This window comes from Bordetella tumbae (genome assembly GCF_965139195.1).
GTDB lineage: Bacteria > Pseudomonadota > Gammaproteobacteria > Burkholderiales > Burkholderiaceae_B > Bordetella_A > Bordetella_A tumbae.
Window position 1 is genome coordinate 1 of sequence record NZ_CBCSJH010000057.1, and the last position, 24,620, is coordinate 24,620.

Genomic DNA, 24,620 nt, shown 5'->3' on the forward strand with positions numbered 1-24,620 from the left:
GGCGGGGTGGTTTCATAGTCGTAAGTGTTCCTGGCTAGGGTCAATGACCCTATCTACGTGTCCACTTACATTAGACCAGGACAGCTCATGGGCCGAGTCGCGGCGATAGGCCCGGCGGGGCTTTTACACGCCGACCTCCTGCGCCAAAAGAACTCCACTCCACGCATGCCACAGACTACAACCGTGACGGAAAAAATGCCCCTACGGCTGCGCCTTCGTCTTGCAGCCCCCCTCCTGAGGAGACGCTTTCACCGTGGCAGGCATCGGTGCCACGGCATTATGCATGCAAACGGGGTCAGGCCTGGACGACCACCGTCGAAGACACGCGCTTGGCCTTTTCCCGAGCCGCATCCACGTCATCGGCAACCGCCAATGCCACGCCCATGCGACGTTTGACAAAAGACTCCGGCTTGCCGAATAGCCGCAGATCGGTACCCGGCTCGGCCAGCGCCTGGGCAACATTATGGAACGTCACTCCCTTGGTCTCGACACCTCCGTAAATGACGCTGCTGGCCCCGGGTTGACGCAGTGACGTATCGACCGGCAAACCCAGCAAGGCGCGCGCGTGCAGTTCGAATTCGCTTTGCACCTGCGAAATCATGGTTACCATCCCGGTGTCATGCGGCCGGGGGCTGACCTCGGAAAACCAGACCTCATCGCCCGCCACAAACAGCTCGACGCCAAAGACCCCCATGCCGCCCAGATCCCCTGTGATGGCGCGGGCGATGTCGCGGGCGCGCTCCAGCGCAGCCGGTGACATCGGATGCGGTTGCCAGCTCTCCACATAATCGCCGTCCACTTGATGATGGCCGATCGGATCGCAGAAATACGTTTCGATAGTGCCATCGGCGGCTCGCGCACGTACGGTCAGCAACGTGATTTCATAATCGAACTTGATGAACCCCTCGACAATGATCCGGCCCGCCCCGACACGCCCCCCTTCCTGGGAATACTGCCAGGCAGCGGCAATTTCGTCCGGCCCGTGAATCACCGACTGCCCCTTGCCCGACGAGGACATCACCGGCTTGACCACGCAGGGATAGCCGATACCGCCCTCGATGGCCTCGCGCAGCGCCGGCTCGGTGTCGACAAAGCGATAGGGCGAAGTCGGCAATTTCAGCGTTTCCGCCGCCAGGCGGCGGATGCCCTCGCGATTCATCGTCAGTTGCGCCGCCCGCGCAGTCGGGGTAACGCGCATAGCGCCAGCAGCCTCCAACGCCACCAACACATCGGTCGCAATCGCCTCGATCTCGGGTACCACCACATCGGGATGTTCTTGTTCAATCACGCGTCGCAAGGCCTCGGGATCCGTCATGGTGACCACATGTGCACGATGTGCGACCTGATGTCCCGGCGCATCGGCATAGCGATCGACAGCAATGACCTCGACACCAAGCCGCTGCAACGCAACGATGACTTCCTTGCCGAGTTCGCCGCTACCCAGCAGCATGACGCGGGTAGCCGAAGGGGACAAGGGCGTGCCCAGCACGGGCGCGGGAAACGAGGACATGATGAGAAACCTGTCTAAGTGAAAAAACGAGTAAAAACGAAATTTTGCCGCGCCAGCATGCCATAGCCCCCGACCGGCGGCAACTGACCATACTGCGATTAAAATCCGCTCATGACCGATCATCCCACCCTATCGCCTGACACGGCACTCAATTCGGCACGCCGCACGCTGCAAATCGAGGCCCAGGCCATCATCGACCTGTCCGCCCGGCTGGACGGCGACTTTACGCGCGTCGTGGAACTGCTCCTGGCCTGTCGCGGCCGGGTTGTCGTCAGCGGCATCGGCAAGACTGGCCATATCGCCCGCAAAATCGCCGCCACCTTCGCCTCGACCGGAACACCCGCGTTTTTTGTCCATGCGGCCGAGGCCATACACGGCGACCTGGGCATGATCACCCGCGATGACGTCCTGATCGCGGTGTCACACTCCGGCTCGGGCCAGGAATTGCTCACCATCCTGCCCGTTGCGCGCCGCATGGGCGCCCGCCTGGTCGCCATCACGGGCAACCCGGCGTCCGAATTGGCGCAATTGGCAGATCTGCACCTGGACACCAGCGTGGCCCAAGAGGCCTGCCCGCTGAATCTGGCCCCCACGGCCAGCACCACGACCGCCCTGGCTTTGGGCGACGCATTGGCTGTCGCCTGCCTGGAAGCTCGAGGTTTCGGCCCCGAGGACTTTGCCCGCTCGCATCCCGGCGGCACCCTGGGCCGCCGTTTGCTGACTCACGTACGCGACGTCATGCGCGATGGCGCAGCCCTGCCCCTGGTCGCGGAGGACGCCAAGCTGTTCACCGCCCTCGAAGAAATGTCCGCAAAAGGCATGGGCATGACCATCGTGTTAGATTCGTCGAGCAAACCGGTCGGAATCTTCACCGACGGCGACTTGCGTCGCCTCATCGAACGCCATGGCGACATCCGCAATCTGACCGTCGCCCAAGGCATGACCCGGATGCCGCGCAGCATAGGCCCCGATGCGCTGGCCGTCGATGCCGCCCGCCTGATGGACGAGCAGCGGCTCAACCAGATGCTGGTTGTCGACGCCGATGGGGCCTTGCTGGGCGCTTTGCATATGCACGATCTGATGGCAGCCAAGGTAGTATGAACATGAATATCCCTCGCTCTTCGCCTCACCCCGCCGAAGCCCTGGTGCTGGCCCGCATTGCGCCAGCCGTGCGTGAACGCGCCGCCGCCGTGCGCTTGATGGTCTTTGACGTGGACGGCGTACTGACCGACGGCAGCCTGTACTACGGCGAAAACGGCGAAGCACTCAAACGTTTCAATACCCTGGACGGCCATGGCCTGCGCCTGCTCACCGAGGGTGGCCTGAAAATCGCGCTCGTTACCGGCCGTTCGGGCCCTATCGTGAGCCGTCGCGCAGCCGAGCTCGGCATTGCCGATGTCATGCAAGGTATCCGCGACAAAGCCGCTGCCCTGACAGAACTTGCCCAGCGGCATGCCGTCGCGCTCAACCAGACCGGGTTCATGGGCGATGACATCATCGACCTCCCGGCCATGCAGCGCGCCGGCTTTGCCGCCAGCGTGCCCAACGCCCCCGGCTATATCACTCAGGCAGCGCATTGGGTCGCCTCGCAGCCCGGCGGCAGCGGTGCCGTACGCGAATGCTGCGACCTGCTGCTGGCCTCGCAGGGCCGGCTCGGACCCTTCATGATGGCGCCGGGCCTGCTGGGCGCGGGCGCCATCCAATAACTCATCGGCCAGGCATGAAAGAGCGACTTCCCGCACTGATAGCATTATTGTTGTTGATTGCACTGGTGGCCTGCACCTGGTGGGCCGCCGACTACGCGCAACGCGCCATTCCCGTCGATCCCCCACGCCGCCTGACGCACGAAATGGACTCCTGGGCACGCGATTTTGTCATGCTGCGCACGAATCCCGAGGGCAAACCCATTAATCGCATGGAAGGCAAATACGCCGAACACTTTCCCGACGACGATTCGTACCATGTCACCGCCCCGCGTGCGGTTGGCCAGCAGGAGGCCAACCCCATCACTGTCGGCACGGCCAATACCGCCGTCATGGAAAAGGGCGGCGAACGCATCGTCATGAACGGCCAGGCCCACTTGCACCGTCAGCAGGATGCTCAAAACGATGCACTTGACGTACGCAGCGAACAGCTCATCATCTTGCCTGATGAGGATGTCATTTATACCGATCTGCCTGCCGTCGTCCTCAAAGGCAATTCGCGCATGAGCGGCACTGGCATGCACTACAACAACAAGACCCGGCAACTCCAGGTCTCCGCGTCGACCGACGTCGAGATTTCCGGTTCCGAAACACGTGGCCGTACTCGAAACGGCGCCAACCAGAACTGACCCATGACAGACAGAACTTCTCCCCATGTCACGCCCTCGGCTTGCCGCCACCGCGTGGCACGCGCCGGCGCCTTGCTCCTGACAACGCTGTTGGTGGGCATGGGCGGCATCGCTCACGCGCAACAGCAAGGCGATTCGGCCGAAGACCCCAGCACCCTGATTTTGTCGGACACGCTGCACTATGACGATCTCAAGCGCCAAAGCGTGTTCACGGGTAATGTGGTGCTCACGCGCGGGCTCATGAAACTGACAGCCGACAAGCTCGAGGTCAATGAGGACGAGGCGGGCAACCAGCACGGTACAGCCATTGCGAACAAGGGCAAAATCGTCACGATCCGCCAAGAGCGTCCCGAGACCTTTGACGTCATCGAAGGCACGGGCCTGCGCGCCGAATACGACAGCAACAAAAGTCAGTTCGACCTGATAGGCCAGGCCGTGGTGATCCGCTATATCTGCGGCAAACAGTTCGACACGATCCGCGGCGAACGGGTACGCTACAACGAAAAAACCGGCGTTTACCAAGCGCAAGGTGGCGCCAACTCTTCTGCCCCTGGAGGCCGCGTGCGCTCAGTCGTCGAGCCGCGCTCCAAGGCCGATGCGGCAGTGGCCGAATGCCGTGCCAAGGGCAACAAAAAGGCCAAACAAACTAATGGCTAATTCTTCTTCGTCTCTCAGTACCGCTGCAATGACTGATCCTCGCACCCCGTCTCCGTCGCCCGCCACTGCAGGAGTCAAGCAAGGCAGCCTGCGGGCCACGGGCCTGCGCAAGGTCTACAACGGCCGCACCGTCGTGCAAGACGTCTCGCTATCCGTCGTCAGCGGCGAAGTGGTGGGTCTGCTGGGTCCCAACGGCGCCGGCAAGACGACCAGTTTCTACATGATCGTCGGTCTGGTACCTGCCGACTCAGGCCGTATCGAAATCGATGGCTCGCCCATCACCTCCATGCCGATTCACAAGCGGGCTCGCATGGGGTTGTCGTACTTGCCTCAGGACGCATCGGTATTCCGGCGCCTGACGGTCGAACAAAACATCCGGGCGGTTCTGGAATTACAAATCACTGCAGAGGGCAAAACCCTCGCCGAACCGCAAATCAAAGAACAGCTCGAAACGCTGCTCGACGAACTGCAGATCGGTCACATCCGCGGCAGCGCTGCCATTTCCTTGTCCGGTGGCGAGCGCCGCCGTGTAGAGATCGCGCGCGCCCTGGCCACGCGGCCGCGTTTCATTCTGCTGGATGAGCCTTTTGCGGGGGTCGATCCGATCGCCGTGATCGAGATTCAGCGCATCGTTCGTTTTCTGAAAGGCCGCGGGATCGGCGTTCTGATCACTGATCACAACGTACGTGAAACGCTGGGTATTTGCGACCGCGCCTACATCATCAGCGAGGGCAAAGTCCTCACCGACGGCCAACCTGACGAAATCGTGGGCGACCCTGCAGTACGCCGCGTTTACCTGGGTGAGCATTTCCGGATGTAAGCAAAATAATTGCTGCGAACCCGACTTGTTTTACCCGACAGAGTCTATACACTAGTACTAACAGAGTTCCATTTCATCTTTCCTACAGGAGACCCTTTTATTCACTTTCCCGCGCGATAAGCGCACCTGTAATGCCCTCGCCGCACCTTCGGCTTGCTGCTCCCCCGAGGGAGCGCGTTTGCCCACGGACGGCCTGACGGCAAACTTCTCTTTGATATAGAAGGAGAGCGCACTATGAACCTGAGCATCTGCGGTCGTCATCTCGACGTCACCCCGGCCATCCGGGAATATGTCATGAACAAACTGGCGCGAGTGCTGCGGCATTTCGATCACGTGATCGATACCCAGGTTATGCTCTCAGTAGAGCCCCTGCGGCATAGAGCCGAAATCACGATGAGACTGCGTGGCAAAGACATCCATTGCGAAGCCGTGGATGAAAACCTCTATGCAGCGATCGACCTTCTGGCCGACAAGATCGACCGTCAAGTCCTGAAACACAAAGACAAGGTGCAAAGCCATACGGCTGAATCCGTCAAAAGACAGACGGACTTTAGCGCGCCGCCTTCCCCATGAGGCCTCTGTAGCACGACGGGCCCGCTTATAAAGCGACCTAGCCCAATCCCAGATCCGCTCGACGGATCATGCTGACACCGGTGTCCCGCAGGATGAGAGATCCCGCCGGGGCATCGGCAAGTTACTCCCCCTCCCCCCTCGAAAGCCCTCGTCACCGGTTTATTCCCCGGACTCGACTCGTCCCCCTTTTCATTCTTGCCCCGAACCGACTATGCTTTCGGATTCAAACAGGCGAGCGACCGCAGCGACTTTGCCGCCGGGCCGCCCCCAAGGCAAAAAGCTCCCCTCGGAGGGCAGCAAGCCGAGGGCGCAGCGTGGAGGCTTTTTTGCACTGCGGCATAAAACCCTATAATGACCCGCATGAATCATTTGTCGCGCATCCTACCCGCCGGCAACGTTGTGCTCGATATGGCCGTTACCAGCAAGAAACGAGCATTCGAGCAGGCCGGGCTACTCTTTGAAAACCATCACGGTCTGGCCCGAACAGTCGTGTTCGACAGCCTGTTTGCCCGCGAACGCCTGGGGTCTACCGCCCTGGGCCAGGGCGTGGCCGTGCCTCATGGCCGCGTCAAGGGGCTGGAGACGCCGTTGGCCGCTTTCGTGCGGCTGGCTCAGCCTATTCCGTTCGATGCCCCCGACGGCGAACCGGTCGCCATGCTGATGTGTCTGCTCGTGCCTGAAACGGCGACTCAACAGCATCTGGACATTCTGGCCGAGTTAGCCCAGCTCATGTCCAACAAAGCCCTGCGCGAGGCCTTGGCCACGGAAACCGATCCGGCCGAAGTCCACCGCATGCTGACCACCGGCCAACGCTGATATCGCGGGACAAAGCCATGCTGACGGTGCAGGAACTGATCGACGACAACGTCGGTGATATTCCCCTCAACTGGATCGCGGGCCAAAATGCGGCCCAACGGGCGATTCCTGACGATGGCATGGCGGCCGCCGACCTGGTCGGCCACCTGAACCTCATCCACCCCTCCCGCGTCCAGGTCTTTGGCCAAGAGGAAATCGCCTACTACCAGCGCATCGACCGGCGCCGCCGCACCCATCTCATGGACGAGCTCTTGCTCGGTGGCGTGCCGGCCATTTTGCTGGCCGATGGCCTGACGCCAACGCAGGATCTGATCGACCAATGCGAACAGCATCAGGTCCCCCTGCTATCGACGCCGGTCGCCGCCGCTCAACTGATCGATCTGCTGCGCATCTACCTCAGCAAAAAACTCGCACCCACGACCACCGTACATGGAGTCTTCATGGACGTGCTGGGCCTGGGGGTGCTCATCACCGGCGAGTCGGGGCTGGGCAAAAGCGAATTGGCGCTGGAATTGATCTCTCGCGGACACGGCCTGGTCGCCGATGATGCCGTGGAGTTTTCGCGTATTGCGCCGAACATGATCGAGGGCCATTGCCCGCCTCTGCTGCAAAACATGCTCGAGGTACGCGGACTCGGATTGCTGGATATCCGCACCATTTTTGGCGAGACCTCCGTTCGCCGCAAAATGCGCCTGAAGCTCATCGTGCATTTGGTGCGTGCGACTGCTCAAGACAAATTCGAGCGCCTGCCCTTGCAAGACATCACGCAGGACATGCTGGGCCTGCCCGTGCGCAAAGTTATGCTGCAAGTGGCTGCCGGCCGCAATCTGGCCGTGCTGGTCGAGGCCGCCGTGCGCAATACCATCCTGAAACTGCGCGGCATCGACACGCTGGGCGAGTTCATGGAACGCCAGGCCATGGCGATCCTGCAAAGCAGCAAGTAAACGCACTCAGCTCAACGCGAGGCATCCCGCACACGCTTGACCTCGAACGCCGTCACCGCGCTGGCCCGGTTGTCCCAACTGAATCGGATAAACGAGACCAGCGCGGCAATATCAGTGTCCCCCAGGACCTGACCAAAGGGCGGCATGCCATGTGGCCGCGGGTTAGCTGCCGTCGCCGGCGCAAAGGCGCCATCCAGCACCAGACGAATCGCATTGACCGGTGACGGCGCAGTCACCGTGGGGTTACCCGCTAATGGCGGCCAGGCCAGGCCACTGCCTTGGCCCTGCTCTTGATGGCATTGTGCGCAATACTGGGCATACAACTTTCCGCCACGGTCCATGACCGCGGTCGAGGGCTGAGCGGCCACGTCGGACTGGCCATTGGACACGGGACCGCTTTGCGCGACCGGCAAGGACTTCAGATACGTCCCCATGGCTAAAGCGTCGTCCTCGCTCAGATATTGCGAACTGCCCAGCACCACTTCGGCCATGGGCCCGCTGGCTGTCGAGTGCGGCGCCATTCCTGTGCGCAATAACGTTGCGATGTCTTGGGCGTCCCATTTTCCCAACCCCCTCACCGGGTCGGCGGTCAGCGCAGGGGCATACCAATCCAACCCCGCGATCATGCCTCCGGCCAACCCGTCTGCAGCCTGCGTCGCCCCCAGGCTGTTGCGCGGCGCATGGCATGCGGCGCAGTGTCCCAACCCCTCGACCAGATAGCGGCCACGATTCCATTGAACAGATTGCCCCTCGTCCACCGGCAACACGCCTGGCTCGAAATACAAAGCGCGCCAAAATGCCAACAAGCCCCTTTGATCGTAGGGGAATTTCAGCTCATGGGCTCGACTGGGCTGGCTGGAAGGCGCCACTGTGCGCAAGAACGCGAACAAAGCGTCCGAATCCGCACGCGACACCCGGGTGTATTCCGTATAAGGAAAGGCGGGATACAACAGGCTCCCGTCCTTGGACTTGCCGTTGTGCAGGGCTTGCCAAAAATCGTCAGCAGTCCAACCGCCAATACCGGCTTGCGAGTCTGGCGTAATGTTCGGACCATACAAGGTGCCGAACGGCGTGGGAATGGGCGTGCCGCCTGCGTAGGCTTGGCCGCCAGGCACCGTATGACACCCCATACAGTTACCGAGCCTGGCCAGGTAGCGCCCCTGCTCAACCAGCTGTTGTCCCTCGGCAGTCCCTCCCGCGCCGGCCTGCACAACGGCCGGACTCGGCGCCGTGTCATCACGGGTACCCATCCAGTACAAGACACCCACGGCTGCCAGGCACGCCACGAACAAAGTCAGCAGACCATATTGAATAATGCGTTTCATGCCGGCCCCTCAGCGTTGCGCCTGACTGCCACATTCGGCAGGCAAGGTCGCGGCCCCTGCGGGGTCGGGTTGGTATGGCTCGACTACCGGACGCGAGGACAACCATGCCGACAGTGCACCAATATCCTCCGGGGTGAGTTTCTGGGCGACGTCGGCCATGCAATCCGGTACGGCCGCGCGACGCAGTCCGTTTTTCCAGCCGCCGATCTGCGCCCCGATATAGTCACGCGGCAAGCCCAGCAGACCAGGAATCGCGGGCGAATGCCCGCTGAGCGCCGCACCATGACAGGCAACGCACGCAGGCAGTCCGCGAGCGGGATCTCCCTGCATGGCCAGCACGCGGCCGTGCTCCAACATGTCGGCCGACACTGCCGGCCGAACAGGAGGCGGATACGGCACATGCTGGTCCGCAAAATAGGCGGCAATTTCGCGCAAATAATCGTCCGGCAATCCCGCCAGCAAGTGGGTCATGGGCCGATATAGCCTTAAACCGTCACGAAAATTCAACAACTGATGGTAAAGATAATCGCTGGGCTTGCCGGCCAACCGGGGGTAATAGCCATCGGCTCCTGCTTTGCCCTGCTCGCCGTGACACGCGGTACAGGCAGCGACGCGCGCCCGCATGGTGTCCGGCTGCAAAATGTCTTTGTCCGGCGCGGTAGATTGCGCTGAGACCGGCGACAGGACGCTTATCGCCATCAGAGCCAGGCCGAACGCCCAGCGCAAAGACCATCCAACTCGATACCTACAGGAGAATGCTGACATGGAAGATGCTGACATTGATTGCTGCGAAGGAAATAAATCAGGACAATGAACGGCCGGCACGACATGGCGGCCTCATCTTACGCTGCCAAGTCCGATAGGTACAGGAAGCTCGTACGGTTCCCGCGGGCTACTGACTACATCACAACGCATCCCGTACGGAACGGGTAGCCAAAATCATGCAACAATCAGGGTCATGTTAAGAGTCGTCCTCATTACCGGAATATCTGGCTCAGGCAAGTCGGTGGCATTGCGCATGCTCGAAGACACCGGCTACACCTGCATTGACAATCTGCCGGTGCGCTTCTTAAGCGAGTTCATCTCCAGCGCGCGCGATGAAAATCTGGAGCGGGTCGCTATTGCCATCGACGTCCGTTCGCCCGGAGAGCTGGCGGAGCTGCCTGACGTGGTCACCGCGCTGCGCGCCATGGGCACGTCGTTGCGTGTCATTTTCCTGGATGCCAACACACAGACACTGGTCCAGCGTTATTCCGAGTCTCGCCGCCGCCACCCGCTGACAGACCGTCTGTCGCGGGGCGGTCAAGCCCCCACGCTGCTCGATGCGATCTCGCTCGAGCGTGATCTGCTGGCGCCCTTGCGCGAGCAGGAGCATGTCATTGACACCTCGGGCCTGACGCCAGGCCAACTGCGTTCGTGGATCGCCGATCTGATTCAGGACGATCGGCCGCCGCTGGTGCTGACGTTCGAGTCTTTTGCTTATAAACGCGGCGTGCCCAACGATGCTGACCTGGTATTTGATGCACGCTGTTTGCCCAATCCCTACTATGACCGCAATTTGCGCCCCCTGACGGGCCGCGACGAACCGGTCGCCACGTGGCTGGCGAGCTTTGACGTTGTCGGACAGATGATCGACGACATTACGGGCTATTTGCGGCGCTGGTTGCCGCAGTACACGCAAGATACACGCAATTATCTGACGGTCGCGGTCGGTTGCACCGGTGGCCAACACCGTTCAGTCTACGTCGTCGAGCAGTTGGCCAAACGCTTTGCCGACCACGACCCATTGTTGATACGCCACCGCGCCCAGTTACCGGACGAACACACGTGATCCGCACCCGCCAACTCCTGACACCCCTTGTGGTCAGCCTGGCCGTGATCATCGCAGGCTGTTCGTCCACGGGCACCCGGAAGGCCGGTGGGTATTACAAAGACGATGGGCCTGGTAGAGATGTGCCTGCTGAAGTCGACACGACGCCGGATGCGATCCCGCGTATCGAGCCGCTGGCCAGCGGGGCCAACCGTCCGTACACCGTGTTGGGCAAACGCTATGTGCCGATCACGAATCCCGACCAGCCCTACAAGGCGCGCGGTGTGGCTTCCTGGTATGGCAAGAAGTTTCACGGCAACAGCACCTCGATTGGCGAGTCTTATGACATGTACGCGATGACGGCGGCGCATCCCACGATGCCGCTGCCCAGTTATGCGCGCGTGACCAGCAGCGTCAATGGCCGCACGATCATCGTCCGGGTCAATGATCGAGGCCCGTTTCATCGCGGCCGCATCATGGATCTGTCGTATACCGCGGCGCATAAGCTGGGCTTGATCGGCGGCGGCAGCGGCGAGGTGACGGTGGAACGCATTCTGCCCGAAGAGATCCGTCTGGCGCAGTCGCGGGGGACGGTGGTGACAGCTAATGGCGAGGCGGCGCCTACCGCCGGAACAGAGGCGGTCACGCCCACACCGCTGCCGGCGTCGACACTGACGATGACGGAATTGGAGCCCACGCCAGTGGCGTCGATGACGACTGCCGCTCCTGCGCCTGCAGGGGCAGGAGCCGCTATTGCGAGCGCAGCCAATACGCCGATGCCGGCTGCGGCTCCGACCGCAGGGGTTTATCTGCAAATGGGCGCTTTCAGTCAGCCTGCGAATGCGCAGGCGCTGGTGCGGCGGGTCAATAGTCAGTTGGATTCTTCGGCAGGGAATGTCCCCGCGGTCGTGCAGCAGAATGGCTCGTTGTATCGGGTACGGTTGGGGCCTTATACCGATCGGGCTACGGCGTTGAATGTCGCGCAGCAGGTGGCGGACCGGACGGGGATTTTGCCTAGTTTGGCGACTTATTGAGGTTGATTACGGCATCACCAGGGCAAGTCTAGCTGCCCGTTGTCTACACGGCGCACGCGGGGATGGTGGCCCAGGTAGCGGTGGCCCTCATGTTTGAGCAGGGCTTGTTTGCGTTCCAGGCCGCCGCCGAATCCGGTGAGCGAGGTGTCGCGGCCGATGATGCGGTGACAGGGAATAAAGATCGAGATCGGGTTGCGGCCGATGGCCTGGGCGGCGGCGCGGACAGATTTGGGCTTGCCGATGGACAACGCGAGATCGCTATAGCTGTTGGTCGTGCCAAAAGGAAGCGCCAATAAGGCTTGCCAGACGGCCTGTTGGAACGGCGTACCCTGCGGGGCAAGCAGCACGTCGAATTCGCGGCGTTCGCCCGCAAACCACTCGGCCAGCTCTGTTTGGGCTTGGCAAAGTATCGGGTGTTCGGCGTGCTTTTGCCATGTGTCCGAGTAGGCCGGCAGGTCCCATTGGTCCAGAAACCAGGCGCCGCTCAATGCGGGGAAATCATCGTTGGCACTGGACAGTGATGCTGCGGCGAGGCGCATTGGGCCCAAGGGTGTCTCGGTGTCCAGATAAATCACGCGCTGTTCGGCAGTAGGGAGTTTCATGCGTCTGCCTTGCGAGCTAATGCCAGCGCGTACAAGACGTCTCGCGGCTGGCCGGTGACTTTTGCGGCGACCTTTGCGGTGTCGCGCACGGATAATGTCTCGAGCAGAGCGTCGAGTAATACGAGGGTCGCAGGATCGTCGGGGCCGGACTCGTCATGTCCGGAGGACGGTGCCGCGTGTACGATCAATACGAATTCGCCTTGGGCCCGGTGAGAGTCTTCGGCAAACCAGTCGGCGGCTTGCGCCAGTGGCAGGGTGACGATCTGCTCGAAACGCTTGGTCAATTCGCGAGCGATCGTCAGTTCCCGCTGTCCGCCGCATACTTCGAGCAAATCAGCCAGCATGGCCGTCAGCCGATGTGGCGACTCGAACATCACTACCGGAGCAGGCAAGGCGCACCACGAGCGCAGCCAACGCTGCCGCGCGACGGCCTTGTGCGGCGCAAAGCCCGCGAAGGCATAGGCAGGATTTTCATCGGAGGTCACGCCGCTGCCCATCAGGGCCGTGATAACAGCACTGGGTCCGGGCACGGGCACCACGGCATAGCCCGCGGCACGCACAGCACGCACCACGCGCGCACCTGGGTCGCTGACCGCGGGAGCTCCCGCATCGGAGATGAGCGCGACCCGTTGGCCCTGCTCCAGACGGTGGCAAATGTCCTGAGCGGCAGCGGCCTCGTTATGGCGATGGGCTGCCATCAGCGGCGTGGAGATTCCCCAGGCGTCCAGCAAACTGCGGCTGGAACGCGTGTCTTCGGCGGCGATCACATCCGCCTGCGCCAGAGCTTGCCAGGCGCGCAGTCCCAAGTCACCCAGGTTGCCGATCGGGGTGGCCACGACGTACAAGGCGGCCTCGGGCCAGTATTGGCCAGTCACGCGCTCGGCCATGCGGCTCCAGGCATCGCCTGCCTGCGCCAATGGGACATTTTGATTCATTCGGGACACCACCAAACAGCAAAGTATGTCAGTGTAGCCGCCCCGACACGACGAGGGCATCCGACCCCATGCCTGATCCTTTTCTGGATATTGCCTATGCTCGCGCCCAGCAGGCGCAGCAGCGTCAGCTCAAGCGGCGTCGTGCCGCCGCCCGGCGAGCGGCTCGAGCGCCCACACCAGACGGCGATTTTGAGCGCGAACCATCGGTATCCCCAACGCAACGCGTGGGCGCTGCACATGAAGACCGGGCGTTGCAACGGCTCATTGATGCTGGGCTGATTCCTTTAGCGCGAAATCTCCAGTGCCGCGCCGGCGAAATCGACCTCGTCATGCGGGACGGCGACATGCTGGTCTTTGTGGAGGTCCGCGCCCGGGCCAGTAATCGCTACGGCGGCGCCGCGGCCAGCGTCGGCCCCGAGAAACGCGCGCGCCTCATTCGCAGTGCAACATTGCTGCTGCCCGGTCTGGCACGCCGATACTGGCAGGGCCGTACCCCGGTCGCCCGCTTTGACGTGGTCGCCTTTGACGGCGATGAGATTGAATGGCTGCGGGCGGCATTCAGCCTGTGAAAGGCGGATAGTTTTGGTGACACATGTATCTCTCCTGCAAACGCCAAATGTGCCTCGCCCAATCGCCCTGAGTTTGCCGGTCTGCTCGCCCAGGCCAATACCGACGTGACACATCGTGAGCCCACCCCGCTGCCCCTAGGCGCGTCCGCCGCGCCCTCTGCGACCATGAGATAATGCGCGCATGGATATGACCTCTAGAATGACGTCGCACTTTCGCGACGCCATGGCTGCCTGTGAAGAAAGCATGCACGCGCTATCGGCCCCGTTGGCCAGCGCGGTCGATATGCTATTTGCCGCGCTGGCCAACAATGGCAAGATTCTGGCTTGCGGCAATGGCGGCTCGGCGGCAGACGCCCAGCATTTCATTGCTGAGCTGGTCGGCCGCTTCGAACGCGAGCGGCTGCCGCTGGCAGGCATCGCCCTGAACACCGATACCGCCATTCTGACCGCTGTCGGCAACGATTACGGCTTTGAGGAAATCTACGAACGCCAAGTCAGCGCGCTCGGGCAACCGGGTGACGTGCTGGTCGCGATTTCCACCAGTGGCAATTCCGCCAACGTGATCCGTGCCATGGAGGCCGCTCACGACCGCGAAATGACCATTATCGTCCTGACAGGCAAGGGCGGCGGGGTCATGAGTGAACTATTGACCGAACACGACGTCAATTTATGTGTGCCTCATGACCGCACCATGCGCATCCAGGAGATTCACTCCCTGCTGTTGCATGCGCTCTGTGACGGTATCGATGCCTTACTTCTCGGAGACACCGAATAATGTTGGACACTCAAAAGGTTGCTCGCCCCCTGCTTCTGGCAGCCATGATCGCCACTGCGGCGGTTTCCCTCTCGGCCTGCGCTCCACTGATCGTGGGCGGCGCAGCGGCCACGACGGCGGTCGTCATCACGGACCGGCGCACCTCTGGCGCTCAGCTCGAGGACAAAAACATCGAGTTCAAGGCCGAAAAGCAGATCGGCGACAAGCTGGGCAGCGCTGCCCGGGTCAATGCGCTCTCATACAACAATGTGCTGCTGCTGACGGGCGACGTCCCCTCTGCAGAGGCCAAGACCCAGGCCACGTCCATTGCCCAGAGCATCCAGCACGTCAAGAAAGTGGTCAATCAGCTCAATATCGGGCCCGCTGCGCCGTTCAGCACCCGCTCCAACGACACCTGGCTGACGTCCAAAGTCAAAACCCAGCTGATCAACACCAAGTATGTACCGTCTGCCACGATTGACATCACGACAGATCGTGGCGTGGTGTACATGATGGGTCTGGTCACCGAAGCCGAAGGCGACTACGCCGCCAACGCCGCCTCGACCGTCAGCGGTGTGACCAAAGTCGTGAAGATCTTCGAAACGATCAGCCGCGAAGAAGCCATGCGCCTGTCCGGGCAGAGCGACTCCAAATCGAGCACTACGTCGTCATCCAGCACCTCGTCGCAAACCAAAGCGCCCATCGAATCCGGCAGTGGCAACGCCACCAACGGTGTCGAGCTCATGCCGATCAAATAGGCCTGCAGATTAATCCGGCCGCCTTGCGGCTACGCCCTTTTCTCCCCGGAATGAATGCCGCGGTTTCTCGAGGCACAAGATGAAGAAAATCGTTCTCTCCCTGGCCGTCCTGGTGGCGGCTGGCATCGGCGCCTGGTTCGTGTGGCGCCCTGCCCCGACCGCGCCCGATGTCGCCTTCACAACGATCGAAGGCAAGACATTCAGCATGCAAGACCTGCGCGGCAAGGTCGTGCTGGTGAAATTCTGGGCCACGAGTTGCGTCACCTGCGTCAAGCAAATGCCGGGCGCCATCGAGACGTACAAGAAATACGCCCCCAAAGGCTATGAGGCTGTGGCCGTGGCCATGAGCTACGACCCGCCCAATTACGTGTTGAATTACGCCGAAACGCGCAAGCTGCCCTTCCCCGTGACGCTGGACACCAAAGGGGAGCTTGCGCGCGCTTTTGGCGACGTCAAGCTCACCCCCACGGCCTTCCTGATCGACAAGGAAGGCCACATCATCAAACGCTATCTCGGCGACTACGATATGGCGGAATTTCACGCCACACTGGAAAAAGCGCTGGCGACTGGCTGATCGCAGCGATCAGTATCGCAACTGGGCCTCTTTGCCACCCGAGGCCGCCTGAGCCAGCGCCTTGGTAATGATGCTGGTCGACACATTGGCGAAATACCGGGCTCCCAAAGCGCCGTACTTTTCCTCATCGGCGGGTGTCAGTGCGATGATGCCCGGACATTTCCCTGCCGTGGCAATCGCCTTCAGGCCCCGCTCGATGGCCTGTTGCACAGGTGCGGCATTCCAATCGCTGCCGTGTCCCATGGCATGGGCCAGATCGTTTGGCCCGATAAATACCGCGTCCACGCCATCTACCGCGGCGATCTCTCCTGCGACGGCAATGGCCTCTGGGGTTTCAATCATGGCAATGAATCCTATGCCATCGTTGCTGCGCTGCGTGTGCCCGGCCCCGCCAAATGCGCCGTAGCCTGCAGCGCGCGTACTGAATGCGCTGCCGCGCCGGCCCACCGGCGGGTAGTGAATCATGTCCGCCAGACGCTGAGCCTGCGCCACGCTCTCGACCATGGGTACCTGCACCGCACTGGCTCCCATATCCAGAATGCGCGGCAAGTCCGGCTCAAAGCAGCGCACGATGGGCACGATGCCGGTAGCGCGCGCCGCGCGCAGCATGTGTTCCGTCACCCCGAAATCCGCACTGCCGTGCTCGTTGTCCAGAATGATGAAATCAAAGCCCGCATAGGCGCACATCTCAACGATGGCCGGACTGGGCAGGCCGTTGAATAGACCTCGCAGAGGCTTGCCACTGCGCAGCATGTCGGGTAACCGCCCGTCCAAGGGATAACGTGCATCAGTCATTACTGTCTCCGAATACAGCGACGTGTGATCAATCGGCCTGAATACCTGCATCCTTGATCACTTTGCCCCATTTTTCAATCTCACTGCGCTGGAATTGCGAAAATGCAGCCGAATCCCGGCCGTCGGGCGCGACGCCCAGCGTCATCAGTTTGGCATGCACTTGCGGTGTCTTCACAATTTCCGCTATCTCGCGCGCCAACCGGTCTACGACGGGCGCGGGCGTGCCTGCAGGTGCGAAGATACCCTGCCAGGACTGCATTTCAAAGCCGGGCAGCCCGAGTTCGGCCAACGGTTTGACCCCAGGCAAATCCGCCAAGGGCTGCGCTGAGGTAACGCCCAACACCTTGACGCGTTTCGCATCGATCATGGGACGTGCTGCGGCGACGGTCTCAAACACCATATCGATTTGCCCGCCGATCAAATCCACCATGGCCTGCGACCCGCCCTTGTAGATGATCTGACGCAGGCGAGTGTCCGAGATGGACTGGAACAACTGGCCAGATAAATGCTGCGAAGTCCCTGCGCCCGCGGTGCCGTAAGTCAGACTGTCTGGCTGTGCACGCGCAGCATCGATGATCTGCTGTACCGAGTTGAAAGGACTGTCGGCGCGCACCACCAAGGCGTTGCTGACCATACCCACCAGCGCAACCGGCGTAAAATCCTTCACCGGATCATAGCCGGGCGACTTGATGAAAAACGGATTGACGGCATGTGTCGTAATAGTGCCGCCGACCACGGTGTAGCCATCCGGCTCGGCACGGGCCGCCTGTTGCGTACCGACCAGCCCTGACACACCTGGTTTGTTCTCGACAATCACCGACTGCCCCAGCCGCGCACTCAATTGTTCAGCCATCAATCTGGCCACGCCATCAGATACCCCGCCTGGCGAGAACGGCACAATGTATCGAATGCTTTTGGTAGGCCAGGCGGCGTCATTCGCTTGGGCCTGAGCCATCGGAACAACGCTCCCCATGGCGGCTACAGCAATCAAGGTGCGAATGAAAAAGCCCCCGCGTTGCGCCTTCGGCTTGCTGCTCCCCAAGCGAGCGTTTGTGTTTTGGGACGGTCCGGTAACAAAAAAACGACTGATCATGTTGTCTCCTGCAAATCATTGTCGGCGTGCTCAATACACGCCGTTAAAGGTTGTTGTCTTTCGGTTTCGATCTGACGGTCGCGCGCTCTATGAGGTCACAAGGCACCACCACGTCACGCGGCCGCAATTCGGCCTGCATCTGTTCACGCAGCAGATTGACGGTGGCATCGACCATGGGTTCGACCTGTTGTCGCACGGTGGTCAATTGATACGCTCCCCAAGCCGCCTGCGGGACATCGTCAAACCCGACCACAGCGACGTCCTCGGGAATACGCAGACCGAACTCCTGGCGCAGCACGTCCAAGGCGGCAATGGCCATGTGATCATTGCCCACGAACAAGGCATCGGGACGAGCATCGTCCGCAAACATGCGACGCACCGCGGCCTGCGCGAGGTCAAAGTTGTAATGCCCCACCTCGCGGCAACTGACATCGTGTCCCAGTTGCCGCAACGTATCGCGATAGCCGCGCTCCCGCTCAATGCTGGTTGACGAATCCTCCAGCCCGGCGAGATAGCCGAAGCGACGATATCCACGTTCGACCAGCAACCGCGCGACCTTGGCACCGCCCGCATAATTGTCCGAGGTCACCGAGCTGCTGGCATGCCGAGCCAGCCCACCCAGAATGGACACCCGGTTGAACTGCACCACCGGCACCCCGACCTCAGCGCAACTCTGCGCGACGTTAGACGACAGCATGGCCGAGGCCATCACGATGCCATCGACTTGATATTGCAGAATTTCCGCCAACACGCCGTCCGCGGCCTCATCGACCTCGGCAATGAACATCAAGACGTGATAGCCCTCTTTCTGCAATTTCTGCGAAAGCTTTTCGATCACCAATGGATAAAACTGGTTTTCGAGATAGCTCATCACCAGCGCCACGATACGGCTGCGGCGCGTAATCAGACTGCGTGCCAGGGCATTGGGCCGATAGCCCAGCCTCTGCGCCGCGGCCAGCACCTTGCGCCGCGTTTCCTCTGACACGCTGGCCCCGGGGGTAAAGGTGCGGCTCACCGCGGACTGGGACACTTGCGCCAGATCCGCGACATCCTGGGCACGAGGTGCAGTTTTCATGCGGCTGTCCATCCGGCATCCAACATCAACGCACTGCCTGTCATCAGACTGGACGCGTCACTGGCCAGAAAGACGATTGCTCCCATCACCTCTTCCAGCCGGCCGACACGTCCCAATGCGTTACGCGCACAGATCCAATCCCGAAAACCGGGCTCCTGCAGCATGCCTGCGGTCATCGGCGTTTCAATGAACGTCGGACATACCGTGTTCACACGGATATTCGCGCCACCCAGCTCCCACGCCAGCGCACGCGTCATCCCTTCCAGCGCATGTTTACTGGCGCAGTACAAGGTCCGGCGCGGGCTCCCCACATGTCCCATCTGCGATGAGACATTGATGATCGACCCCGCCAGCCCTGCTTTCAATAAGCGGCGCGCGACTGCACGGCTGGTATAAAAGGCAGCCTTTACATTGAGATCGAGCACGGCGTCGATGTCCTCGACGGATTGTTCGACCAAAGGCTTGGGGCGATTCATCCCGGCGTTGTTCACCAGGATATCGAAGGGCTCACCCTGTTCGACGGCATGGTCCACCGCAGCAGCGTCCGTCACGTCCAGCACCAAGGGTGCGCAGGCGATGCCCTCGGCGTGCAGCGCCTCACACACCTGCATCAACTCGGGCTCACGCCGCGCCGCCACCGTCACGTGCGCACCGGCGCGGCCGAGCGCGGCGGCGGCCGCCAACCCGATCCCGCCGCTGCCACCGGTCACCAATGCACGACGCCCGTCCAAGCGAAAATCGGGGCCTTTAGGCAAAGCAATCATGCGCTCGCCTCGGCGTCGACCGGTTGATACCACGGCAAATCGGGACGATTACCATAGCGGCGCACGCGGATGTTGGCCTGCTCGCCGTGTCCGGCGAAATTTTCCATATGGCACAAGCGTGAGCAATACGCCCCCATGGCTGCGCTGGCCTCGTCCGTCAACACGCGTTGATAGGTGCAGGTTTTCAGGAACTTGCCTACCCACAAGCCGCCCGTATAACGCGCATTGCGATTGGTCGGCAGCGTGTGATTGGTGCCGATCACTTTGTCGCCAAAACTCACATTGGTGCGCGGGCCGAGGAACAGCGCGCCGTAATTGGTCATGTTGTTAAGGAAATAGTCCGGATCCCGTGTCATGACCTGCACGTGCTCGGAAGCAATCTCATCAGCGACCTGCAGCATCTCTTCATAACTGTCGCAGACGATGACCTCGCCACAATCCGCCCATGAGACCGTAGCAATGCCCGCCGTTGGCAGAATCGCCAATTGACGCTCAATTTCGGCCAGCGTGTCGCGTGCCAGTTGCTCGCTGTTTGTCAGCAACACCGCCGGCGAGGTCGGTCCGTGTTCCGCCTGACCCAGCAGATCAACGGCACACAATTCGCCATCAACGCTGTCATCGGCAATCACCAGGGTTTCCGTAGGGCCCGCAAACAGATCGATGCCTACACGGCCATACAGTTGGCGCTTGGCCTCGGCCACAAACATATTGCCGGGCCCGACCAGCATATCCACAGGTGCCACACTCGGTGTCCCGACCGCCATGGCCACCACCGCCTGCACACCGCCCAGCACCAGGATCTCGTCCGCACCAGCCATGTCCATGGCCGTCACGATGGCGGGATGCGGCTGACCTTGATAGGGCGGCGCCGTCGACACGATGCGTTTTACGCCTGCGACCTTTGCAGTCAGCACGCTCATGTGCGCCGAAGCGAGCAGCGGATACTTGCCGCCGGGGATATAACATCCGACGGCATTCATCGGCACATGCTTGTGGCCCAGCACCACTCCCGGATACGTTTCAACCTCAACCTCGCGCATGGAGTCGCGCTGTATCTGAGCGAAATTGCGCACCTGCGTTTGCGCGAACGCGATGTCCTCGATTTCCCGATCGGACAGCTGCTTGCGGGCCGCCTCGATTTCGGCACGCGACAAGCGGAAATCCGCGGGATCCCATTGGTCGAACTTGCGGCTGTACTCCCGTACCGCCTCATCGCCACGCGCCTCGATGTCTCGGATGATGCCTTCGACAGTCGCTCGGACTTTGGCGTCGTCATCCGTTTTTACGGCAGCGGTCCTGCCACGCTTCAAATAGCGAATCATGTTTGCATCCCTGCAAAGGTCAGTGAATCCATAAAGTGGCTGCACTTTCGACGCCTTGCATACGTATGCAAATAAGGGAAAACCCGCAATCTAAGACCATAACAACACAAAAAAAACCGAACCGGAATCCCGGTTCGGTTTTTTACCGCTGAGCCATTCCAAGCTCACCCCGAGGGATGAGCCCAGCTCTCAGATCTGGCTTAAAACGCCGGCACCACCGCGCCCTTGTATTTTTCCTCGATGAATTTCTTCACTGCGGGAGTGTGCAACGCATTGACCAGTTTCTTGATGGCCGGGGCGTCCTTGTTGTCTTCGCGAGTGGCCACGATATTCGCGTAGGGCGAATCCGCCCCCTCGATAAACAGGGCATCCTTGGTCGGCACCAGGCCGGCTTCCAGCGCGTAATTGGTATTGATCAGCGCCAGCGCCACATCATCCAGCGCGCGCGGCAAAATGGCCGCCTCGAGTTCGCGGAACTGCAATTTTTTGGGATTTTCGGCAATATCCAGCGGAGTCGCCGTGATATTGGTCGGATCTTTCAGCTTGATCACCCCTTGTTTTTGCAGCAGCAACAAGGCGCGGCCGCTGTTGGACGGGTCATTGGGGATCGCCACCGTCGCGCCCGAGGGCAAATCAGCCACCGATTTCAGCTTGCGCGAGTAACCGCCAAAGGGCTCGACGTGCACCAGGCCAACTGCCACGAGCTTCGCACCGCGATCCTTGTTAAAGGTATCCAGATATGGCTGATGCTGGAAAAAATTGGCGTCCAACTCTTTATCAGCCAACTGCAGATTGGGCTGCACATAGTCGCTGAACACCTTGATGTCCAATTCCACGCCTTCTTTGGCCAGCTCGGGTTTGACGACCTCCAGAATCTCGGCGTGCGGCACCTGTGTCGCACCCACCACCAGCTTTTCAGCATGAGCGGCGCCAGCCAGGAAAAATGCAGAGGCCACCAGGGCCGTCCGGACAAAGGGGAAGCGCATAAATAACCTCGTAAAGTAAACAATCACTGGCCTCGTGAGCCGTGGCCGTTGCAAAAACGCCCTCAATTTACCTGAATAGCGGTTATTTGTCGGGCATAACAACATAGGTTTTGGATATATGACATACGCGCGGTCTACAATCTGCCGTATGCTTGCCCTGGCAGCGCCGATCTCTACGCGCCGGCGCAGGCATTTTCATTTTTTCTGACCTTTTGACTGAGTTTTTCTGCCATGACCGACACCCCCGATCCTGCCGTCGTTTCGTCGCCTGCTCTAAAGGCGGCTGTTCTTTCCGAAGCGCTGCCGTATATACGACGATTCCATGGCAAGACCATCGTGGTGAAGTACGGCGGCAACGCCATGACCGAAGAGCGCCTGCAACGCAGCTTCGCCCACGATGTGGTGCTGCTCAAGCTGGTCGGCCTGAACCCTGTCGTCGTGCACGGCGGCGGCCCGCAAATCGACGATGCCCTGCGCCGCGTCGGTAAACAAGGCACTTTCATCCAAGGCATGCGTGTCACCGACGCCGAGACGATGGAAGTCGTCGAATGGGTGCTGGGCGGCCAGGTCCAACAAGACATCGTCATGATGATCAACGAAGCAGGCGGCAAAGCCGTCGGTCTGACCGGTAAAGACGGCATGTTGATCCAGGCCAAAAAGAAGCTGATGGCCAACAAGGAAAACCCCGCCGAGCCGCTGGACATCGGTTTTGTCGGCGACATCACGCAGGTCGAGCCCGCGGTGGTCAAGGCCCTGCAGGACGATCAGTTCATTCCGGTGATTTCGCCCATTGGCTACGGCGAGGACGGTACCGCCTACAACATCAATGCAGATGTGGTGGCGGGCAAAATGGCCGAGGTCCTGGGTGCAGAAAAACTGCTGATGATGACCAACACCCCGGGCGTGCTGGACAAGGCCGGCAAACTGCTGCGCACCTTGTCGGCCCAGACCATCGACGAGTTGTTCGCCGACGGCACCATCTCTGGCGGCATGCTGCCCAAGATTTCGTCATCGCTGGATGCCGCGAAAAATGGCGTGAATTCCGTCCACATCGTCGATGGCCGGGTACCCCACTGCCTGTTGTTGGAGATCCTGACCAACGAAGGCGTCGGCACCATGATCAGCTCGCATTGATGCGAGCACAGCGCTATCTGTTGCGGCCCGNGGNGCGTCAGCGCCGCTCGCGCCGCATGGCCACGGGCGTGTCCGAACGCCTGTGGTTGTTCGACCTGGACAACACGCTGCACGATTGCTCACACGCCATCTTTCCGCGTATCGATCATGGCATGACCCGAGCGGTCGCCGAATCGCTCAATGTCGATATCGACACGGCCAATCAATTGCGCTCGAAATATTGGCGGCGCTATGGGGCGACCGTCATTGGTATGGTGCGCCATCACGGCATCGATCCCCATGCGTTCCTGCGCCTGAGTCATGACTTTGAGGTGGGTCCGTTGATCCGTGCGGAGACGGGTCTGGCGGGCAAGCTGCGTCAGTTGCCTGGCCGCAAGGTCCTGCTCACCAACGCGCCCTTTCACTACGCGCGCGACGTGCTGAGGCACTTGGGTATCTTGCGGCATTTCGACAGCATGTGGGCCATTGAGCACATGCGTTTGCATGGCGAGTTTCGTCCCAAGCCGTCTGCCGCCTTGCTACGGTATGTCCTGGCACACGAGGGTGTGCCCGCGGCACGAGCGGTCCTGGTCGAAGACACATTGCCCAATCTGCGTGGCGCTCGCCAGGTCGGATTGCGAACCGTCCATGTCTATCACACGGGCACGCCTTTCGCCCGCCGCAACAGTCAACGTCCGAGCTATGTCGACTTGCGGGTAAACTCGGTCAGTGATTTACTGCTCCGTCGCCGTCCGCTGCGAGTGGTTTAGCGGGCATTCATTCTTTTCCTTGATTCAGACCAACTGTAGTCAGCCATGGCCAGCAAACCCGGCGAGCGCAAGACCCAGATCCTGCAAACCCTGGCAGAAATGCTAGAGCAACCGCACGCGGCGCGTATCACTACGGCCGCATTGGCGGCGCGCATGCAGGTATCCGAAGCGGCGTTGTATCGACATTTTGCGAGCAAGGCGCAGATGTTCGAAGGACTGATCGAGTTCATCGAGGTCAGCCTGTTTACGCTGGTCAATCAGATCGCCGCCGCCGAGCCGCATGGTGTGGGACAGGCGCGCAAGACGGTGTCGATGCTGCTGGCGTTTTCAGAACGCAATAAGGGCATGACGCGCGTGCTGACGGGGGATGCGCTGGTGACTGAGGATAATCGGCTGCAGGAGCGGATCAATCACATCAATGATCGGATTGAGGCATCGCTGAAGCAGTCGCTGCGCGTTGCGGTGACTAATGGGGATCTACCGGTTGATACGGATATCAGTGCTCGGGCTAGTTTGCTGACGCATCTCGTATTGGGGAGGTGGTTGCGGTATGCGCAGAGTGGGTGGAGGGTGGTGCCTACTGGCCATTTGGATGAGCATTTGAGGGTGATGTTGTAGGGGGTGTGGCGGTTTTAGTGCTATTGGCGTCGATGCGGGGCAGTGGCCGCGTGGGGGCNNCACGTGGCCGG

General features: G+C 60.9%; 27 protein-coding genes and 1 pseudogene. 17 read left to right on the top strand and 11 right to left on the bottom strand.

What is annotated here, in order from left to right:
- Positions 1–295 precede the first annotated feature (295 nt).
- Positions 296–1,510 (bottom strand): formate-dependent phosphoribosylglycinamide formyltransferase, encoded by a 1,215-nt coding sequence (purT, locus tag ACNA0J_RS28170; protein WP_415822264.1) that lies wholly within the window; start codon positions 1,508–1,510, stop codon positions 296–298.
- A gap of 111 nt (positions 1,511–1,621) precedes the next feature.
- On the opposite strand from purT, the gene ACNA0J_RS28175 reads away from it, so the two are divergent.
- From ACNA0J_RS28175 to hprK, 8 genes are all read left to right on the top strand, one after another.
- Positions 1,622–2,611 (top strand): KpsF/GutQ family sugar-phosphate isomerase, encoded by a 990-nt coding sequence (locus ACNA0J_RS28175; protein WP_415822265.1) that lies wholly within the window; start codon positions 1,622–1,624, stop codon positions 2,609–2,611.
- Positions 2,608–3,216: a KdsC family phosphatase gene (locus ACNA0J_RS28180; RefSeq protein ID WP_415822267.1), complete on the top strand. Its 609-nt coding sequence runs from the start codon at positions 2,608–2,610 to the stop codon at positions 3,214–3,216. Before ACNA0J_RS28175 ends, ACNA0J_RS28180 begins: the two co-directional genes overlap by 4 nt.
- 14 nt (positions 3,217–3,230) lie before the next feature.
- The gene (gene lptC / locus ACNA0J_RS28185) at positions 3,231–3,842 is read left to right on the top strand and encodes an LPS export ABC transporter periplasmic protein LptC (RefSeq protein WP_415822269.1); all 612 of its coding nucleotides are present in this window, start codon (positions 3,231–3,233) and stop codon (positions 3,840–3,842) included.
- A gap of 99 nt (positions 3,843–3,941) precedes the next feature.
- Positions 3,942–4,499 (top strand): lipopolysaccharide transport periplasmic protein LptA, encoded by a 558-nt coding sequence (gene lptA, locus ACNA0J_RS28190; RefSeq protein WP_415822294.1) that lies wholly within the window; start codon positions 3,942–3,944, stop codon positions 4,497–4,499.
- 28 nt (positions 4,500–4,527) lie between these two features.
- The gene (lptB, locus tag ACNA0J_RS28195; protein ID WP_415822270.1) at positions 4,528–5,319 is read left to right on the top strand and encodes an LPS export ABC transporter ATP-binding protein; all 792 of its coding nucleotides are present in this window, start codon (positions 4,528–4,530) and stop codon (positions 5,317–5,319) included.
- Positions 5,320–5,553: 234 nt separating this feature from the next.
- The gene (hpf, locus tag ACNA0J_RS28200; RefSeq protein ID WP_094819663.1) at positions 5,554–5,892 is read left to right on the top strand and encodes a ribosome hibernation-promoting factor, HPF/YfiA family; all 339 of its coding nucleotides are present in this window, start codon (positions 5,554–5,556) and stop codon (positions 5,890–5,892) included.
- A gap of 360 nt (positions 5,893–6,252) precedes the next feature.
- Complete coding sequence (locus ACNA0J_RS28205; protein WP_415822272.1) at positions 6,253–6,708, top strand: PTS sugar transporter subunit IIA; 456 nt, start codon at positions 6,253–6,255, stop codon at positions 6,706–6,708.
- A 17-nt stretch (positions 6,709–6,725) separates the two neighbouring features.
- On the top strand, positions 6,726–7,652 hold the full coding sequence (gene hprK / locus ACNA0J_RS28210) for an HPr(Ser) kinase/phosphatase (protein ID WP_415822273.1): 927 nt from the start codon (positions 6,726–6,728) through the stop codon (positions 7,650–7,652).
- A gap of 11 nt (positions 7,653–7,663) precedes the next feature.
- Here the strand turns inward: hprK and ACNA0J_RS28215 are convergent, their stop codons facing one another.
- Positions 7,664–8,977, bottom strand: coding sequence for a c-type cytochrome (locus ACNA0J_RS28215; protein WP_415822274.1), 1,314 nt, complete (start codon positions 8,975–8,977; stop codon positions 7,664–7,666).
- A 9-nt stretch (positions 8,978–8,986) separates the two neighbouring features.
- Positions 8,987–9,676 (bottom strand): c-type cytochrome, encoded by a 690-nt coding sequence (locus tag ACNA0J_RS28220; protein WP_415822276.1) that lies wholly within the window; start codon positions 9,674–9,676, stop codon positions 8,987–8,989.
- A 259-nt stretch (positions 9,677–9,935) separates the two neighbouring features.
- Between ACNA0J_RS28220 and rapZ the strand changes: the two genes are divergently transcribed.
- Positions 9,936–10,808: an RNase adapter RapZ gene (gene rapZ, locus ACNA0J_RS28225; RefSeq protein WP_415822277.1), complete on the top strand. Its 873-nt coding sequence runs from the start codon at positions 9,936–9,938 to the stop codon at positions 10,806–10,808.
- Positions 10,805–11,821 (top strand): septal ring lytic transglycosylase RlpA family protein, encoded by a 1,017-nt coding sequence (locus tag ACNA0J_RS28230; protein WP_415822279.1) that lies wholly within the window; start codon positions 10,805–10,807, stop codon positions 11,819–11,821. The genes rapZ and ACNA0J_RS28230 overlap by 4 nt, the downstream gene beginning before the upstream one ends.
- 14 nt (positions 11,822–11,835) lie before the next feature.
- Here ACNA0J_RS28230 and ACNA0J_RS28235 read toward each other — a convergent pair whose 3' ends face one another.
- Both ACNA0J_RS28235 and rsmI read right to left on the bottom strand, forming a co-directional pair.
- Entirely contained in the window at positions 11,836–12,423 is a 588-nt protein-coding gene (locus ACNA0J_RS28235) for a methylated-DNA--[protein]-cysteine S-methyltransferase (protein WP_415822280.1), read from the bottom strand.
- On the bottom strand, positions 12,420–13,358 hold the full coding sequence (rsmI, locus tag ACNA0J_RS28240) for a 16S rRNA (cytidine(1402)-2'-O)-methyltransferase (RefSeq protein ID WP_415822281.1): 939 nt from the start codon (positions 13,356–13,358) through the stop codon (positions 12,420–12,422). The genes ACNA0J_RS28235 and rsmI overlap by 4 nt, the downstream gene beginning before the upstream one ends.
- Before the next feature lie 68 nt (positions 13,359–13,426).
- On the opposite strand from rsmI, the gene ACNA0J_RS28245 reads away from it, so the two are divergent.
- From ACNA0J_RS28245 to ACNA0J_RS28260, 4 genes are all read left to right on the top strand, one after another.
- Positions 13,427–13,927: a YraN family protein gene (locus ACNA0J_RS28245; protein ID WP_415822283.1), complete on the top strand. Its 501-nt coding sequence runs from the start codon at positions 13,427–13,429 to the stop codon at positions 13,925–13,927.
- A 181-nt stretch (positions 13,928–14,108) separates the two neighbouring features.
- Positions 14,109–14,702, top strand: a complete 594-nt coding sequence (locus ACNA0J_RS28250) for a phosphoheptose isomerase (RefSeq protein WP_415808724.1) — start codon at positions 14,109–14,111, stop codon at positions 14,700–14,702.
- The gene (locus ACNA0J_RS28255) at positions 14,699–15,439 is read left to right on the top strand and encodes a BON domain-containing protein (RefSeq protein ID WP_415822295.1); all 741 of its coding nucleotides are present in this window, start codon (positions 14,699–14,701) and stop codon (positions 15,437–15,439) included. Before ACNA0J_RS28250 ends, ACNA0J_RS28255 begins: the two co-directional genes overlap by 4 nt.
- Positions 15,440–15,518: 79 nt before the next feature.
- Positions 15,519–16,013 carry a peroxiredoxin family protein gene (locus ACNA0J_RS28260; RefSeq protein WP_415822284.1) on the top strand — a complete coding sequence of 165 codons (495 nt, stop codon included), beginning with the start codon at positions 15,519–15,521 and terminating at the stop codon, positions 16,011–16,013.
- Positions 16,014–16,022: 9 nt separating this feature from the next.
- On the opposite strand, the gene ACNA0J_RS28265 is transcribed toward ACNA0J_RS28260, so the two are convergent.
- The 6 genes from ACNA0J_RS28265 to ACNA0J_RS28290 form a co-directional block, all read right to left on the bottom strand.
- Positions 16,023–16,808: an HpcH/HpaI aldolase family protein gene (locus ACNA0J_RS28265; RefSeq protein WP_415822285.1), complete on the bottom strand. Its 786-nt coding sequence runs from the start codon at positions 16,806–16,808 to the stop codon at positions 16,023–16,025.
- Positions 16,809–16,836: 28 nt separating this feature from the next.
- Positions 16,837–17,781 carry a Bug family tripartite tricarboxylate transporter substrate binding protein gene (locus ACNA0J_RS28270; protein ID WP_415822296.1) on the bottom strand — a complete coding sequence of 315 codons (945 nt, stop codon included), beginning with the start codon at positions 17,779–17,781 and terminating at the stop codon, positions 16,837–16,839.
- Positions 17,782–17,944: 163 nt separating this feature from the next.
- Positions 17,945–18,976: a LacI family DNA-binding transcriptional regulator gene (locus ACNA0J_RS28275; protein ID WP_415822287.1), complete on the bottom strand. Its 1,032-nt coding sequence runs from the start codon at positions 18,974–18,976 to the stop codon at positions 17,945–17,947.
- On the bottom strand, positions 18,973–19,740 hold the full coding sequence (locus tag ACNA0J_RS28280) for an SDR family NAD(P)-dependent oxidoreductase (RefSeq protein WP_415822288.1): 768 nt from the start codon (positions 19,738–19,740) through the stop codon (positions 18,973–18,975). The genes ACNA0J_RS28275 and ACNA0J_RS28280 overlap by 4 nt, the downstream gene beginning before the upstream one ends.
- Positions 19,737–21,062: a histidinol dehydrogenase gene (hisD, locus tag ACNA0J_RS28285; protein WP_415822289.1), complete on the bottom strand. Its 1,326-nt coding sequence runs from the start codon at positions 21,060–21,062 to the stop codon at positions 19,737–19,739. The genes ACNA0J_RS28280 and hisD overlap by 4 nt, the downstream gene beginning before the upstream one ends.
- A 200-nt stretch (positions 21,063–21,262) precedes the next feature.
- Entirely contained in the window at positions 21,263–22,048 is a 786-nt protein-coding gene (locus ACNA0J_RS28290) for a MetQ/NlpA family ABC transporter substrate-binding protein (protein WP_415822290.1), read from the bottom strand.
- A 231-nt stretch (positions 22,049–22,279) separates the two neighbouring features.
- Here ACNA0J_RS28290 and argB point away from each other — a divergent pair, with 231 nt between their 5' ends.
- The 3 genes and pseudogenes from argB (at position 22,280) to slmA (ending at position 24,549) form a co-directional block, all read left to right on the top strand.
- Positions 22,280–23,182: an acetylglutamate kinase gene (gene argB / locus ACNA0J_RS28295; RefSeq protein ID WP_415822291.1), complete on the top strand. Its 903-nt coding sequence runs from the start codon at positions 22,280–22,282 to the stop codon at positions 23,180–23,182.
- A 34-nt stretch (positions 23,183–23,216) separates the two neighbouring features.
- A pseudogene (locus ACNA0J_RS28300) lies at positions 23,217–23,931 on the top strand (pyrimidine 5'-nucleotidase); the annotation flags it as partial.
- A 45-nt stretch (positions 23,932–23,976) separates the two neighbouring features.
- Entirely contained in the window at positions 23,977–24,549 is a 573-nt protein-coding gene (gene slmA / locus ACNA0J_RS28305) for a nucleoid occlusion factor SlmA (RefSeq protein ID WP_415822292.1), read from the top strand.
- Positions 24,550–24,620 lie beyond the last annotated feature (71 nt).